The following is a 14944-nucleotide window of genomic DNA, read 5'->3' on the forward strand; positions in this document are numbered from 1 at the left end:
CTGAACTTAAGGTGAACTGGTCAGTCAGTTGCGAACGAGAATAGACAGATGAGGGTAGCTAATGCGGCTGATAGGTTGCCGTGTCCCTCAGAGTCAGCGAACGCTTGCAAGGCTTCTGCTTGCTTTGGGTTAACGTCTAAGCGAGAACGCCTCGAATAGCTGGCTTGTTCTTGACTTCGAGTTCTAGGCATAGTTATCTACCTCCTCTACTAAGTCTCCTAGTGTGCAGAAGCAATCACGGTAAGCCTTGTAAGCCCAGTAATAGCGTTCTCTGTTGCAGGTTTCTTCCTCTTCCCACTCATCACTGAGGGCAGATGGTAAGTATACAAGCCCGTAGACAGTGCGCTTTTCATCAGACAACCTACCGATAGGGCATAAGACAATACAACCAAGCAGTGTCTCGCCTCTTCGCTTGCAAGCCTCAGCTTTCGCGTCCCAGGCAGAACATGAGTCAACCCAAAGACTCTGAGGATAGCGGCGATAGCCAGCAAGATGACTGCTGCTGTCTTTAGGTAGACCTAGTGTGCAGCCAGCGTACCGAGCCTCTTTCACTTCCAAGGCAAACTTGCGCCCGTTAGCGTTAGTTATTATGATGTCTGCTTGCTTGCTCTTAGTGTCTCCATCGGCTACCGCAGGCAACACGACGGCATTCAGACCTTGCCTAGCGAGTTCTTGGACGACTAAGTTCTCTAGCTTGTGTGACCGTTGGTAAGTGTCGGCATAAGTTAACAGGCGTTCGTGGGTCATATAGTCTGCTACCTTCCCTTTACGTTTGTCTTGTCTCAGTTTCTCAGGACTGCTAACGCTAACGTGAGAACTACCTAAATGAACGAGTGTTTGCCCACCCAAGTCAACTTTCGTGTGAGGCTCCACAGGTGAACTAAGTACCAACCATTCGTTAGCTTGGGCTATCGCTTCCTCTTCGCTTAAGTTCTCGTATGGGTAAGTTGGCTGGAGCGTTGGTTCTAGCTCCAGTAGATGACCTTCTATAATCCGTTGCTTTCTCACTTTCATTCTCCTACTTAGTAATTTGTCTGATAAGCCAGCTTAGGTTCGCAGCCTTGGCTGGCTTTTTGCTTTCCTTAGTCTTCAGGGCTTTCTTGCGTAAGTCCGAAGCGGCTAACTTTAGTTATCTGTTTGCGACTTCGGAAGCTTGTGTGTCTTACCATCGAAGGTTAGCTTGTCCAGGTTCTCTAGAAGTTCTCGTACGAGTTCACTTAGGCTTCTGTAGCCCAAGTCCTTAGCCATGTCCTTATACCGTTTACCTAATGTCGGATTGCCTAAGTAAACCTCTACCGTTCCGTAAGTTGTCCTCTTGGTTAGGAGACAATAATCATCGTCTACTGGTAAAAGAAGGTTGTCTTGTCGTTGCTTTCTTCTGCTCACTGCCTTAAGTCTCCGTTTTCTTTAGTTCTCTGCGCTGTGTAGTGCTTTCACGTAATCCTTAGCTGCCCAGATTTCCTGCTGTATGCTTCTGCGTTCTTTGTCTGTTCTGGCTATCTGTAGCTGGCTGTATAGGTCTGCTAAGTGTAGATAAGCTGCACACAGAGCTTGTCTCACTAGCTGGCTTGTTTCCACTGGCTCACCTCCTCTTCGGTTAACTTATCCGGGTATTCTCTAGAAAAGCTGTGGGGTAAACTTGGAGGGCTTAAGCGAACAAAAGCAGAGGTAATTTGTAGTGATAACCGTACCTCTGTTGTTCGGGAAGTCCGAGTCAATAGATAACTTAAGTGTGCTGTTGACTTCGGTTGGTTGACCCAAAGTAAGAAAGACAAAGACAAAGTAAGAAACGAGTAAGAAACGCTTGCTTAAGCTAACGTGAACCCTATACAGCGTAAGCATAAGGGAAGCCATTACTGAGCAAACCTCTTGCTTACTTGTAGCTTGCTACTGACAACAGCAGTAAACTGCCTGACCCCTCCCCTTCCTTACTTTTGTGACCCTCTACTTAGCAGCTTGGGAAACGAAAGAAGAAAACCTTAGTCGGCTGTAGCTTAAGTGCTGGCTAACTATAATTGACCAACTGCTGTCTAAGGCTTGCTTGGTGCTTAGACAAAGACTTTCTCGCTCCAGCACAAGTGCGCTTAAGCCTCCGGGGGGAGTGAACTTTTGGCTGGCACTGGCAGTAGTTTTCTCTAGCAAATAGCCAACGTTTACCCGGACACTTAAGCCTTCTTCAGTCCACATAACAGACAAAGCCAACCGCAGATAACAAAAGCCTGTAAAGCTTACAGTGCTTAAGTTCCAGGCTCACTTCTATTCTATTTGTCTCTCCACAAAGGAAAACAAACGCTGAGAACCTTGCAAACTAAGGAAAGCGTTGGTGTATTCGTGCGCTGTGGACTTGGATACCCTAAGTTTACTTAGTTCTCACTTAAGTCAACCCAAAGCAAACAGGCGCAAGGTTGCTGAAGTGTACCCGCGCCCAACTGATAAGCCTCAGAAGGGTAGCTCTTATCTGGCTTCTGAGATTTACTTGCTTGCTGAATAAGCTTTCAGAAGAGTTCTCTTATTCTGACTTCTGAAGCTGTCAACCGTTGTTGGTTCTTAGGTTGGCAGGAGGTAAGCTCTTTCAGAGCGAACGAAGTTCTTTTGTACTAACTTCGGTAGACTGGCTGTGACGAGTAAGGCTGTATACAACAAGCGTTTTCTTGGCGTGTCTTAGTGTGCAGCATATTTGGTGATACTCGTTGCTAGTTGTTGGTAGCTGTCGTTTGTATTCTTCCAAGTGTGCAATAGCTAACCATAAGCGCCCTGAGATGTCAGTAAGCTGTATTTCGCTGTCACTGTTCCACCTCTGAAAACAAGCAGTACTTTAGGTTATCCGGTGATTCGTTCACTTCGTTCATAGTTATTCTCTCTGTAAGTCCCAAAGTCTGGCACACCGTAGTTCTTCTAATATACTGGTACTTCATGGTCACTGATACAGCCTGCGTAGTGTCTCATGATTACCTCTGGACTGTTCCCAACCCAACGAGCTATCTGCGGGATAGGGACACCTGCCTCTATACACTGGCTAATGAAAGTGTGCCTAGTGTTGTAAGGGCTTCTGTATCATCGTACTTTGCCCTCGTCCACGAGCGTAGCGAGTATGCCTCTGTAAACCTTCTGACCGCTTCTACACCCACGCCACACCTGATTCGTAAACTTACCGTTGTCTATCGGTTTACCGTTTGGACTGGTGAACACCAGTGAGTCAGGGCTAGTGTTAGCTGGACGAATTGACAAAAGTAGACTAGAGAGCTTCTGATTACATGGGAACTTTCTAGGTTTTCCAGTCTTCGTAGTCTTCCTTATGTCTAGCTGGCTATCATAAGACTCGCAGAAGGTTATCTGAGTACAGTCTAGGCTGACGTGTTGCCACCGTAACCCAATAGCTTCACCAGTCCGGCATCCAGTAAGAAATAGAAACTGGACAAAAAATAAGTAATGCGGTCGTTTGTCTGCGAAAGCCTGAATGATTGTGTCTCGTTCTGCTGCTGTGAACGCATTGGTCACAAGTTAAAAGTCAGGAAATTTTGTCAATACATCTTTGAGCATAAATATTTCTGTATAAGAATGATAATCGTATCGAAGGGGAAGGGTGCGAGAGACGCTCGCACCCTTCCACACCCCTATTTTTGATGATCATTATTGTGCTGGTTTGCTAGGATGATTTGCTTGCCAAAAAATTATGTGAAACTCAGTTAAGACAAATACTTGAGCAATGTAAAAAACCGTGAGTAGCAGCCGTAAGACTAATCGAGATCATGCCAAAAAGAAGCAACGGCCGATGGTGGAAGACGAAGTAATAGCATCGCATCTGTCGGCATTACTAACACCAGCCATTACATCCCAAGAAAATTACTATCGGCAACTGGGATTAAGAGATAGGATTCTCAACTTACCATTAATGGTGGCGGCGGTGCTAACTCTACTCTGGCGTGATGTTGCAGGAGTCACGGAACTGACAAGAATGTTAGCCAGAGAAGGCTTTCTATGGTGTAGACCCCTGGAGGTTAGCCAGCAAGCAATATCTCAAAGGTTTTTAACTTTTCCGGCTCAATTATTTGAGAAAGTATTTAAAGATTTATTGCCACATTTACAAGCTTCTTGGCAAAGAAGAAATCAACGTAAAATCCCCCCAAGTGTTCAATTTACTTTGACGAAATTTGAAAAGATATGGATAGTAGACTGTTCAATCTTAGAAGCGTTATTTCAGAAGCTTGATAGCTTAAAAGATGCGCCCCAAGGACAATTAGCCGGAAAAATTGGCACGGTCATAAATTTAGTAAATCTTCTACCTGTAGAAATCTGGTTTTGTGAGAATCCCAGAACTGCTGATACAAAGTTTGAAGCAGATATTTTAAATTTAGTTACACCCCATACGTTGCTGTTACTAGATAGAGGATTCTATCACTTTAACTTTTGGCTACAATTAATTGCTCAGAATGTAAATTTTATTACTCGGTTGAAGAAGGGAGCAGCAATTCATGTCCAGCAAGTATTTACAGATAGCTTTGCGCTAAGAGACCGTTTGGTGCGTCTTGGTTCTGGCACAAAGAAAACTACGTTTATTACTTTACGTCTCGTTGAAATTCGTTCAGATAAAACATGGCATTCTTATTTAACTAGTGTACTTGACCCAGAAGTTTTACCTCCATACGTTGTAGCTGATTTATACCGCCGCAGATGGCGAATTGAAGATGCTTTTAATACTGTAAAGCGACTTTTGGGTTTAAGTTATTTATGGACTGGTTCTGTTAATGGTGTTCAATTGCAAGTTTGGGGTACTTGGTTATTTTATGCTGTATTGGTTGATTTAGGTGATGCTGTCGCTGACGAACTTTCTCTACCTTTTGACTCCATTTCTTTAGAGATGATTTATCGTGGACTTTATCATTTTTATGTAGCCCATCAACAAGGCAAGGCAACTGACCCTATTAAATATTTTGCATCTCCTGAAAATCAAGACTTAGGGATTGTTAAACGGCAACGAAAACCAAATATGAAGCTCATTGTTGCACCCTTCCCTGATCAACAACGAGGAACTGAGGAATTTTTCTTTCAACCTCCTTCTAAAATCCCCTTGACAACTGGCTCACAACATTAACTTGTGACCAATGCTGTGAACGGGTCTATACTCTTGTCGCTCTTGGGCTTTCTTATACTGCTTGCCATCCCCGCAAACGGATTCGACTTAAGTAACCCAGATGACTCAGCCCATCTGCAACAAGCTGCAAAGTGAGTTAGCAAACGTTTAGCTGTGCTGGCACTTAGCGTCTGTAATAAGAAATCACGAATAGCTACAGCGTCCCTGATGTCTTTGCTAGGTAAGCTATCGATGTGATGAGCGAACTTTCTTATGTAATCTCGCTGATAGGTTGTAGGGGCAAGCTGAGGTCTTTTGTAATCGCAGTAGCTAACCCATAATTCTGATAGGTCAACTTTCTTAGCTACCGTTATCTTAGGTCTGAACTGAAGCTTATAGCGGTCGAGAGTTGGGTCTAGCTGGTCAGTCCTAATGTCTTCTTCTATCTGCCAAGCGACTACCTGGGCTTTCTTCTGGTTGTCTGTTGTTGCGTCTAACCCAGTGTAAATATAACGAGAGCTACCGTCTGCAATACGCCTCGGTAGCCTTAGTCTTAGTTTGCCTTGCTTATCTTCTACTGCAACATCAGCTTTGGAGGACTTTCCGCGAAGCGGAGACTTCTGGAGTTTGGTCTGCTTTGGTTTGCTGTTGTTTTCTTCAGGAGCCATATAGGAGCCAACTAGCGTTTTCTCTCAGTCGCTAGTTTCCTAAAGGCTTAATCTGGCGTTGTCAGCGATGCGGAGCCAGCTTTTGCAGACCTCTGCCTTACCACTTGGCTATGCCGCCACACTCTACAGTCAACCATCATAGCATAGGTTTGCTTTGTATTGCATCCCCAAGCTGCAAAATTTTTGCTATCGCTAGTGTAACTTTCAACGGATAGGCAGTGTTAAGTTAAAAAAATATAAGTTATAAACTAGTCTTATGAGAGAGAAGCATTTACACTTCTATTTATGAGTTATGAGTGTCGTAAAATACAAAAAAAATATAATTTACTCCTTAAGATAGATGAAAATCTGAAAGTAGCTATAAAAGTATAAAAAGAAACAAAAATTTCCCTATATTTATTTACCTAGATATAGTAGCAAGCCGTTAATTATATACCTGAGATGAGATAGCCTATTGCTTCATTGATAAGTTAAAAAATGAATTTACTACTCATTTCACGTTGTTAGGGAGAATCTAGTATCAATACGCATAAGTGGCTAAACGTAAAAATGAACGAAAAGTTACCCATCTCAATTGCTCAAATAACGGACATACATCTGTTGGCTTCAGAAAGCCAAAGGCTACAAGGAATATCTACAATAGAGTCTTTTTTAGCTGTGATGAAGCGGCTAGAGGAACTACGACCAGAGTTAGACTTGCTGCTGATGACGGGAGATTTATCCGAAGATGGGACACCAGAATCTTATGAAAACCTACAACACTATTTAAATTCATTGCAAATAGCCGCTTATTGGCTCCCAGGAAATCATGACTGTGCGATCGCAATGGATAAAATATTAAATCTAGGCATGGTTTCCCGACGTAAGTCTTTTCAACGTGGAAATTGGAATTTCATTTTGCTTAACTCTAGTATTCCTGATTGTGTATATGGTTATCTCTCAGCTACTACACTAGATTGGCTGGATTCTGAGTTAAGAATGCTACCTAATAACCCCACATTAATAGCGTTGCATCATCCTCCTGTATCAGTCAATTCCGCATGGATAGATGGTAGCTGTCTCCGGAATTCTCAAGAGTTATTTGCTGTGATTGATCGTTACCCGCAGGTCAAGCTAGTCTTGTTTGGTCATATTCACCAAGAATTTCGACATCAGCGCCACAATGTTCATTACTTGGGATCTCCCTCAACTTGCTATCAGTTCCAGTCGCAAAGCCCCATTTTTGCGATTAACCAAGAACTACCAGGTTTTCGTTTGTTGAAACTATACGCCGATGGCACATGGACAACTAAAATTGAGCGAGTGCCTTATTCCCTCCCAATAGAGTCGGCGGTAACGGTATCTTACTAAGTACCTGACAGTAATTTTATGGATAAAGAAAGCGCAGAGGGACGCAGAATATTACCAAGTTATACTCAAAACTGAGAAAGCTGCTCAACATCCCACTACAGCTAATATCACTCGGCACTTATTTTGACCTCATCGGCAAAATTCCGCAAACGTACAAAGTAGAACGGCCCAGCAACAGAACCCCAGATGTGTGCATCGGTTTCTAAATCTCGCCCTCTATCAAGACTGATAAATTTCTCTTCGTTAATTTCAAATTCGCTATCTAAGTAGGTCTTTTGACCTTTACGAACAACAATACAACCTTTTCCTGGTTCTACCGTACCTTTAAAGCTGTTACCAGTCCACTCAACAATCATGTTACAGCCTGGTAATTTTTCCAAAGATTCGCTAGTTAAAGTTTTCAACCGATTAAGGTCACGGGATGCACCGTAAAAATTCTCTTCTTGCTTAACTATATAATTTTCAATATGGATGCGATCGCCTACGGTCATTAGCTTGAGTACCCGCAAACGATAGGGATCATTCAGCATATAATCATAAGCTTGTTCAACGAAAAAACCTACTCCAGACAATACTTCCCACGGTAGGGGACGCATACACACACGAATATGGGCGTAAAAAGGTGGGTTTTCAAAAGCTTGTGCTTGATTACTAAAATCGGCTGCCATCCACCGTGCTAAGGTGGCTATGTCTGTAGAATGAGTCATTACATCAGATTTATTAAAAATATCTGAGAGTATTTTAAAGCTTAATGGGGATTGGAGACTGGGGATGAGGAATTGGGGATATTTATTTCAGTTGATGCGTCTAATGGATTTGCAGTTAAAGTTATTAGGCAGCAACTTGTACCCATTATCGGTTACTTACCTTCATACCCACAAAATCGTCAAATCCTTATGCTAAGGCGCTTAAGTCTCTTTATTACGACTGTGATTATTTGGCAACTTACCAGTTCTGTAACTCTAGCCAGGAGTAACGATCCTCAACAAGCAGACAGGTTTCCTCCTAGTCCATTGGAAATTACTAAGCCTGATCCGCTTGTACCCACTTTGCGAGATAAACAGCAGTTAACTGTTCCAGAAAGACAAAAGTTGGAAGCGGCGCTAGATGAGTTGAATCAACAAGCAACGGCAAAGTTGCAAGCTGGGGATAATTTAGGGGCGTTTGAAATTTGGAACCGTGAACTACGCTTGCGCCGTTATTTAGGGGCTGTTACTGAAGTAAAAGCCCTGTCGCGGGTTGGTGAGATTGCATGGAATCAAAACGATAGCCAAGAGCTACTATATATTACTCAAAGATTACAAGCAATTCAAAAACAGGTACAACTGCAAAACAAAAATGTGCAGCAAAGTGTTGACTTACCACTACTACAAGCCTTGGGCGAAGCTTATCAGAAAGTGCGATCGCTAAAAGGTGCCATTACAGTTTATAGCGAAGTTTTAGCCACAGTTCGGGAAAAACAAGATTTAGTTGCCCAAGTAAATACTCTCACAACCATAGGGGAACTCAATCTCAATTGGTTTGATTATCCCCAAGCTGCTACCGCCTACGAGGAGTTGCTTAGATTAGCTACCTCTGGGGGTGAAAATCAAAATCAAGAGTTCACATACTTGCAAAAGCTAGCTTATATTTATCAACAGTCTAAGCAAGCACAAAAATCTATTGATGTTTTAAACAAAATAAAAGCTATTTATTCCCAGAATAATAATTTTACTCAATTGCCAACCTTACAGCTAGCGATCGCCGCTAATTATGAAACTTTAGCGCGAGAAAATCCTGCTTTAATCGAAGCAGCTTTTAAAAACTATCAAGAAGCTTATATAACTGCATGGCAATTGCAACAGTATCCTAGTGCGGCGGAAGCTGTACAGAAATTAATCTCACTGTACCGTTCTCAAGGACAGCTAGATGAAGCTTTGCAAGCCAGCGAAATTCTTTTAGAAATACAAACACGAGCCGTCAATTTTTATGGTTTGATGGAGGCTTACGACCAAATAGGGAAATTATACTTAGAGCGGAAAGACTCCTCAGCCGCACTCGCAGCATTTCAAAAGGGTTTAGAACTGGCGAGACAATTAAAACATCAAGAAGCTTATTTCACACAGCAAATTAACAGTATTTAATATTGGTGATTGGTAATTGGTAATTGGTGATCGAGCATTACCCATTACCCATTACCCACCATATTTTCAGTTAGTAACTGAACTTAATATTACACAGAAGTTACTTCTTGCTTGTCGGAAGATTGTACTAATTCATACAGCTTGCTTTCAAACTTTTCCATACAAGCTGACCAATCGTAACCCAGTATGGAAGGGCGGGCTTGTTCACTCAAGGCAGATTTGAGTTCAGGATTTTCCAAAATTGTAATTATCTTTTGAGCAAAATCTTCTGGACTATTAGGTTCTGCTAAAAGACCATTCAGACCAGGGAAAACTTGTTCTGAAGTTGATGGTGCGATCGCTGCAACTACGGGAGTACCAGAAGCTAAGGCTTCGTTGGTTGTAGTGCAGAAGTTTTCTGTTACAGAAGGATTGACAAAAACATCGGCGCGGGCGAACCAACCTAAAAGTTCTGTACCGTGAGACTCACCCCAGAAGGTAATACCGGAAGGAAATTTTTGCACGCGTCTGCGGATTTCTTCATCTAGAGGCCCACTACCAATAATTACCAAATGCACATCAGGAATTTTGGCAGCAATCAGAGGATACATATCTATGAGTTGCGTGACATTTTTCTCGGCGGTGATGCGTCCTACAAATAATAGAGTTGGTCTACTATCGTCGGGAATTGGGTTGTGAGTGATGTTGCGGGGATGAAATTTCTCGCAATCAATTCCTTGATAAGGCACATATTCGCTACGCTGACATTTTAAGTTGTGGTATTTCTTGAGTTGTTCTCGTGAAGGAAACACATTCAAGTCATAATTGTCACTAAACTGTTTTACTAAAAGTGGAATCAGAGGGCGCACCAAGCTAAAGAAGATATCACCAAAGTAATATTTGATATAGGCAACAATGTCTGTGTGGAAGACAGAAATAATGGGTGTATGGGTGCGTTTAGCATATTTTACACCTACAGGACGACCATAACCCTGCAACAAACCTGAGTATAAACCCCGCATTTGTGCTGCTTCTTCCACTACGATTATATCTGGTTGGAAGTCTGAAAGTAACTTAGTATCACTCCAATGGCGATAGCTTAAAGGTTGGGGAAGAGACTTATAAAATATCAGTGGTTGTGTGGGAAATGCAAAGGAAGAAAAATTGGGGAAAGGTTTTAGTTCTTCTAGTCCCGCCATTGGGCGGCTTCCTACTTTTTTGGGGAACTTGTCGTTAATTTGGGGGTGAACAAGTAATACTTCATGACCTTGTTTTAACAACCAATGAACCCTCTGGTGTACCGCAACTGAGACTCCAGTTAAAAAAGGTGCATATAATCCGCTAAACAGCGCAATGCGAAGCTTTGATTTTTGCATACTTTTAGTAAATTCCTGTATTTCTTAGGGAAATTTGGTATTTGCAAGCGCCCTATTGTTTATTAGTCAATAGTCAGGAGTTATGGGTTAATTCAATGGTTGATAAGGACGATAATCAGCTAGGCGAATATTCACAGGCCCGTTAACTTCATAGGTGACACCACACCAATTAACTGTTTGCATCCGTAGAGAGGCTATCATTGCCCAGCCATAAACCCAGTGTGTAAGTGGTATTCCCATCGCTATTCTCAAGATGAGCGATGCTGACAGTTGAGTTACAGGTTTACCTTGTGAACGTATGATTGGTTGTACACCCAACTCTAAAAACAGGATGAGCATAGTTAATGCCAATATATAAATGACATACCAGCTCAAAGCAAAAATGGCTGTATCTCCTTGCCCACTAAAAAATGAGATAAACCACACAAACAATAGAAGTTGAGGTAGACCTATTGTTAAAACCGCTTCACCTACTAACACCCACCACCAAGGATGATAAAGTCGGAACGAAAGTAGTTGGCGCTGGAACGAGTATTTTAAATTTGGTAAATCACACTCTTGTGGATTGACCATAATCAGAGAAGGTACAAACTTGACCTGAAGATTATATTTAGCCATGACGCTAGATAGCATCGTATCCTCACTCAGGGTATGTTCCCACCTCTCTAACAACCCTGTTCGGTGCAGTACTTCCGTTTTTATTGCTAAACTTCCACCCCAAGGAATGCCGTATAGATACATCTGGACGATCGCCGAGATATTGCCAATGTACCGAACCACAGTCCCCCAATAGGTTCCTGTAGGTACATACCAATGATTACCTGTAGTTACTCCTACCGTCGGATTTGTCAGAGGGCTAACTAATTCTCGTAACCAATTGGCATGAACGATAGTCTCAGCATCTACTAAAGCCACTACCTGATAAGAATCATCTAATTCTGAAACAGCTTGCACTAAGGAACTGCATTTGAGACTACAAGTTTGGTTGATAGTCCGCAAATAATTAATTTGAAAATTATTTGCCCCGATTTCTTTAATAGTCTCGTTGACAACTTGCCAAGCTGGGTCTTGTTCACTATCGACGATCAGCTTTAAATCATAGCGTGGATAGTTTTGCTGGAGGAGCGATCGCAAACAATCAGGTAATAACGGATCTGCCCCCCGCAAATATAACAATACTGCCGTTTTTGGCAACTTCTCATCAGGTAAGCTATGGGATCGTAAGTTCAAAGACCACAAAAATTTGAGTACCAAGCCCACCTGAACAACTAACCAAATCACCAATAACTTAGATATTGATATCGCCAATTCGTCCATTTTATTGATTACCTCTACGCGATTTCTTAATTGGCGTGATGGCAAAGGCGTTATAATGCAACGCCTCTACCTAGCATTTTGGTAATCTCACAGAGACATTTTGCTATCAATAGGTTGATCCAAAAAATCATAGGCATGATACTCAACTAAGCGGATATCGTCATGGCTATGAATCCGATAAATAATACCCCGCCATTTAACAGTTGATATCCACACAGAAGATAGCATTGCTAACCCATACACCCATTGTGTTAGGGGAATTGCTAGTAACATTTTGCCCATCCTGGTAATTGATAACTGTGTCCCTGGCTGACCTTGAGCACAAATTACTGGTTGTAGCCCTATCTCCATCACCACCATGAGTAAGAGCAATCCCAGGGTATAAATGCTGTAGGAATTTAACAATAAACCTGCTACATCCCATTGAGCATCACCCAAAGACAACAGAAACACAATAATGCTTAAAGTGGGGAACAAAATGCTAGAAACAGCTTCACTAACTATAGCTAGCCACTGGGGATGATAAAGCCGAGAATAAAGCAGAAAGCGCTGGAGATATTCGATAATTCCCAACAAATCGCACTCTTCACGATTAACCATAATCAAAGAAGGCACAAATTTAACCCGTAAACCATGCTTTTTCAGCACATTGGGCATCATTAAATCCTCGCCAAAGGATTGCGCCCACTTTTCCAGCAGTCCTGTTTGACGCAACACCTGTGTTTTCACAGCTAGAGTCCCACCCCAGGGAATACCAAATAGGTACATCTGCACAACAGTAGCTATATTCCCGGTGTAACGTACCAAAGAACCCCAATAGCGGTTAGTAGGAACATACCAACGATTACCAGTCGTCGCCCCAATTTTGGGGTCACCCAGAGGGCTAACTAATTCCCGCAACCAATGAGGATGAACGATTGTATCTGCATCGGCTAAAGCAACTACTTGATAAGAATCATCCAAATCGGAAATAGCTTGAATTAGAGAACTGCACTTAAGACTACAGTTGTGGCGAATAACTCGCAAATGGTTAATTTGAGCGTTAGTTGCGGCTAATTTATCGATGCTATCACTAGCAATCTTCCAAGCAGGGTCATCCTGACTATCAACAACTACCTTTAAATCGTAATTTGGGTAATTTTGCTGTAATAATGCTTCTAAGCAGTTGGGTAAAAAAGGGTCTGCTCCCCGTAAACAAATAATTACCGCCGCTTTTGGTAACTGCTCATCAGGTATGTTTTTAGACCGCCATGTCCGCACATACAGCAAAAATACTAACGAAAGACACATCTGAATAACTAACCACCCCAGCAAAGACTTAGACAAGAAAATTGCCAACTCTTTCATCACATCTTTGTCTCCGGCAAATTTTGTCTTGCTTGTGTAATGGTCAAGATATGGGGGAGTGAGGAGTAAACATATATATCCCCAATCCCCAATCTCTACTCCTTATGGATCAAGTGAGTATTTAACGGAAATATTAACGCTGGTGCTTTTTGTGACTGTAAAACTTGACTTGCTAAATGCTGGTGTTCCTGTTTGGATAGAAACGATGGGATTATTAGAAATTCCAAAACCTTCTTTGGGAATACCAAAAAAGTCTGTATCTAACTTGCGATTGCCATTTTCATCATGGACGATCGCCACAGCATATTTGCCTGGTTTCAAGCCGTAGAAACTTTTGGTTACAGTCTTACCTGTAACTCTTGTACAGCCACTTTGGATTTCGCTAGTATCACTCATGGGAAATCCTTTTTCACTGGCGTACACCCGGAAGCATATTGCGCCTTTTTGTTGGCGTATCCCGTTGACTACAACAGTTAATTTAGTTGTAGTTTCTGCGTTCGCTGTTTTTAAGGAAACGATACTTAATAAAGCAGCTAATAAAAAGTAGCGCAAACGTGAAATACTCAACATAATTGCTATTCCTCAGATTATTTGAGATGGTTAATTCTAGAAAAATGCAGTCAGAGAAATGAGCAGGGAATTATTTTGCTCACGTCTGTCAATTTTCTAATCTATCCAGACCACTATTTAACTAACTTTTGAATGTCGGTATTTTGCAACCAAATTTTTGTTTGACTTAAACCTTGTTCTAGGTCAACTTTTGGTTTATAGTCTAATATTGTTTGGGCTTTAGTGATGGAATAGGCATAGGGACGAGTCATGAAGTCCACTGATTCTGGCAGGATATCGGCTTTTTTGCGAAATAGTTTTTGTCCCTGATTTCGCAGTTTTAAAAACAACTTCATTTCATCCTTTGGGATAGACATAGGGGCAGATGCACCTTCCATTGCCGCTAGGCGCATGAAGTATTCTTTCCAAGAAGTTTCTTCGCCATCGGTGATATTAAAGATTTCACCATAGGCATCTTTTTCTACTGCTAAAAAGATGGCATCAATTAAGTTATCGATATACACATGATTGATAACTCCTTGACCTTCGTTAGCATAGGCGAATAATTTCTGCCGCATCATTAATATTGGTCTGACTATCCAGGGAATACTTCCCGGCCCGTAAATATCTCCAGCGCGAATGATAATTAAGCCAAAATCGGGTGGAGAATTTAGGGGTAAAAGTTCGGTTTCAGCTTCGATTTTGGTTTGACAATAGGGATTGTTATCACCGGAGAGTGTCCCAGATTCAGTGATGCGATCGCTATAATTAAACCCATAAACCATAACGCTGGAAAGATGCACAAAGCATTTCACACCAGCATTTTTGGCAGCCTTAGCCATATTGACTGCACCATTCACATTAATTTCCCGAAAATTCTTGATGGGGCCTGCTTCTTCTGTCAATTGTTCTGTATGTAGAACAATGTCCACTCCTTGACAAGCCTTGTGGGCGATCGCTGCATCAGTGATACTACCAACAATCACCTCAGCGCCTAATTTCTGCGCTTTATCTTTATTAGTGGAAGTTTGCAGTCCACGCACTTTCATTCCCTGGGTGATCGCCAACTCAGCTGCACGCAAACCGATAAATTCATCAATCCCAGTAATCAGCAGAGTTTTATTTTGCAAATCCATAATACAGAGTTATTTTTTTACTAAAATT

Annotated in this window: 15 protein-coding genes and 1 pseudogene; 4 read left to right on the top strand and 12 right to left on the bottom strand. The window is 41.9% G+C overall.

Annotated elements, in window-relative coordinates; genetic code table 11:
- Positions 1 to 20: 20 nt before the first annotated feature.
- From GSQ19_RS18545 to GSQ19_RS18560, 4 genes are all read right to left on the bottom strand, one after another.
- Positions 21 to 191 (bottom strand): hypothetical protein, encoded by a 171-nt coding sequence (locus tag GSQ19_RS18545; protein ID WP_153228368.1) that lies wholly within the window; start codon positions 189 to 191, stop codon positions 21 to 23.
- Positions 184 to 1014 carry a hypothetical protein gene (locus GSQ19_RS18550; protein WP_011319340.1) on the bottom strand — a complete coding sequence of 277 codons (831 nt, stop codon included), beginning with the start codon at positions 1012 to 1014 and terminating at the stop codon, positions 184 to 186. Before GSQ19_RS18550 ends, GSQ19_RS18545 begins: the two co-directional genes overlap by 8 nt.
- A gap of 393 nt (positions 1015 to 1407) precedes the next feature.
- The gene (locus GSQ19_RS18555) at positions 1408 to 1578 is read right to left on the bottom strand and encodes a hypothetical protein (RefSeq protein WP_153228367.1); all 171 of its coding nucleotides are present in this window, start codon (positions 1576 to 1578) and stop codon (positions 1408 to 1410) included.
- A gap of 366 nt (positions 1579 to 1944) precedes the next feature.
- The gene (locus tag GSQ19_RS18560) at positions 1945 to 2187 is read right to left on the bottom strand and encodes a hypothetical protein (RefSeq protein ID WP_153228366.1); all 243 of its coding nucleotides are present in this window, start codon (positions 2185 to 2187) and stop codon (positions 1945 to 1947) included.
- 840 nt (positions 2188 to 3027) lie between these two features.
- Between GSQ19_RS18560 and GSQ19_RS30060 the strand changes: the two genes are divergently transcribed.
- Complete coding sequence (locus GSQ19_RS30060) at positions 3028 to 3195, top strand: hypothetical protein (protein WP_228119709.1); 168 nt, start codon at positions 3028 to 3030, stop codon at positions 3193 to 3195.
- Here the strand turns inward: GSQ19_RS30060 and GSQ19_RS30570 are convergent.
- Positions 3196 to 3498: pseudogene (locus GSQ19_RS30570) on the bottom strand (site-specific integrase); the annotation flags it as partial.
- Between the two features lie 274 nt (positions 3499 to 3772).
- Here GSQ19_RS30570 and GSQ19_RS18570 point away from each other — a divergent pair.
- Entirely contained in the window at positions 3773 to 5092 is a 1320-nt protein-coding gene (locus tag GSQ19_RS18570; protein ID WP_011319344.1) for an IS4-like element ISAva1 family transposase, read from the top strand.
- On the opposite strand, the gene GSQ19_RS18575 is transcribed toward GSQ19_RS18570, so the two are convergent.
- Positions 5089 to 5739, bottom strand: coding sequence for a site-specific integrase (locus GSQ19_RS18575; RefSeq protein ID WP_011319345.1), 651 nt, complete (start codon positions 5737 to 5739; stop codon positions 5089 to 5091). The two genes, GSQ19_RS18570 and GSQ19_RS18575, sit on opposite strands and share 4 nt — an antisense overlap.
- Before the next feature lie 549 nt (positions 5740 to 6288).
- On the opposite strand from GSQ19_RS18575, the gene cpdA reads away from it, so the two are divergent.
- Complete coding sequence (gene cpdA, locus GSQ19_RS18580; RefSeq protein WP_011319346.1) at positions 6289 to 7089, top strand: 3',5'-cyclic-AMP phosphodiesterase; 801 nt, start codon at positions 6289 to 6291, stop codon at positions 7087 to 7089.
- Positions 7090 to 7196: 107 nt separating this feature from the next.
- Here cpdA and GSQ19_RS18585 read toward each other — a convergent pair whose 3' ends face one another.
- A complete protein-coding gene (locus GSQ19_RS18585) occupies positions 7197 to 7796 on the bottom strand; it encodes a chromophore lyase CpcT/CpeT (RefSeq protein ID WP_011319347.1) in 600 nt (199 codons plus the stop codon).
- A 189-nt stretch (positions 7797 to 7985) separates the two neighbouring features.
- Here GSQ19_RS18585 and GSQ19_RS18590 point away from each other — a divergent pair, with 189 nt between their 5' ends.
- Complete coding sequence (locus GSQ19_RS18590) at positions 7986 to 9212, top strand: tetratricopeptide repeat protein (RefSeq protein WP_011319348.1); 1227 nt, start codon at positions 7986 to 7988, stop codon at positions 9210 to 9212.
- A gap of 89 nt (positions 9213 to 9301) precedes the next feature.
- Here the strand turns inward: GSQ19_RS18590 and GSQ19_RS18595 are convergent, their stop codons facing one another.
- The 5 genes from GSQ19_RS18595 to GSQ19_RS18615 all read right to left on the bottom strand — a co-directional run bounded on the left by GSQ19_RS18595 (position 9302) and on the right by GSQ19_RS18615 (position 14916).
- Complete coding sequence (locus GSQ19_RS18595; RefSeq protein WP_011319349.1) at positions 9302 to 10567, bottom strand: glycosyltransferase; 1266 nt, start codon at positions 10565 to 10567, stop codon at positions 9302 to 9304.
- Positions 10568 to 10654: 87 nt separating this feature from the next.
- A complete protein-coding gene (locus GSQ19_RS18600) occupies positions 10655 to 11884 on the bottom strand; it encodes a glycosyltransferase family 2 protein (RefSeq protein ID WP_011319350.1) in 1230 nt (409 codons plus the stop codon).
- Positions 11885 to 11971: 87 nt separating this feature from the next.
- Positions 11972 to 13231, bottom strand: coding sequence for a glycosyltransferase family 2 protein (locus GSQ19_RS18605; RefSeq protein WP_011319351.1), 1260 nt, complete (start codon positions 13229 to 13231; stop codon positions 11972 to 11974).
- Between the two features lie 102 nt (positions 13232 to 13333).
- The gene (locus GSQ19_RS18610) at positions 13334 to 13801 is read right to left on the bottom strand and encodes a DUF2141 domain-containing protein (RefSeq protein WP_011319352.1); all 468 of its coding nucleotides are present in this window, start codon (positions 13799 to 13801) and stop codon (positions 13334 to 13336) included.
- Positions 13802 to 13914: 113 nt separating this feature from the next.
- Positions 13915 to 14916 (bottom strand): NAD-dependent epimerase/dehydratase family protein, encoded by a 1002-nt coding sequence (locus GSQ19_RS18615; protein ID WP_011319353.1) that lies wholly within the window; start codon positions 14914 to 14916, stop codon positions 13915 to 13917.
- Between the last annotated feature and the right edge of the window lie 28 nt (positions 14917 to 14944).

The sequence above is a fragment of the Trichormus variabilis 0441 genome, assembly GCF_009856605.1.
Taxonomy (GTDB): Bacteria; Cyanobacteriota; Cyanobacteriia; order Cyanobacteriales; family Nostocaceae; genus Trichormus; species Trichormus variabilis.

Coding starts and splice junctions, on each gene's coding strand:
- GSQ19_RS18550 (WP_011319340.1), bottom strand. CDS start 1,014: ATGAAAGTGAGAAAGCAACGGATTATAGAAGGTCATCTACTGGAGCTA.
- GSQ19_RS18595 (WP_011319349.1), bottom strand. CDS start 10,567: ATGCAAAAATCAAAGCTTCGCATTGCGCTGTTTAGCGGATTATATGCA.
- GSQ19_RS18600 (WP_011319350.1), bottom strand. CDS start 11,884: ATGGACGAATTGGCGATATCAATATCTAAGTTATTGGTGATTTGGTTA.
- cpdA (WP_011319346.1), top strand. CDS start 6,289: ATGAACGAAAAGTTACCCATCTCAATTGCTCAAATAACGGACATACAT.
- GSQ19_RS18590 (WP_011319348.1), top strand. CDS start 7,986: ATGCTAAGGCGCTTAAGTCTCTTTATTACGACTGTGATTATTTGGCAA.
- GSQ19_RS18570 (WP_011319344.1), top strand. CDS start 3,773: ATGGTGGAAGACGAAGTAATAGCATCGCATCTGTCGGCATTACTAACA.
- GSQ19_RS18575 (WP_011319345.1), bottom strand. CDS start 5,739: ATGGCTCCTGAAGAAAACAACAGCAAACCAAAGCAGACCAAACTCCAG.
- GSQ19_RS18545 (WP_153228368.1), bottom strand. CDS start 191: ATGCCTAGAACTCGAAGTCAAGAACAAGCCAGCTATTCGAGGCGTTCT.
- GSQ19_RS18560 (WP_153228366.1), bottom strand. CDS start 2,187: ATGTGGACTGAAGAAGGCTTAAGTGTCCGGGTAAACGTTGGCTATTTG.
- GSQ19_RS18615 (WP_011319353.1), bottom strand. CDS start 14,916: ATGGATTTGCAAAATAAAACTCTGCTGATTACTGGGATTGATGAATTT.
- GSQ19_RS18610 (WP_011319352.1), bottom strand. CDS start 13,801: ATGTTGAGTATTTCACGTTTGCGCTACTTTTTATTAGCTGCTTTATTA.
- GSQ19_RS18605 (WP_011319351.1), bottom strand. CDS start 13,231: ATGAAAGAGTTGGCAATTTTCTTGTCTAAGTCTTTGCTGGGGTGGTTA.
- GSQ19_RS18585 (WP_011319347.1), bottom strand. CDS start 7,796: ATGACTCATTCTACAGACATAGCCACCTTAGCACGGTGGATGGCAGCC.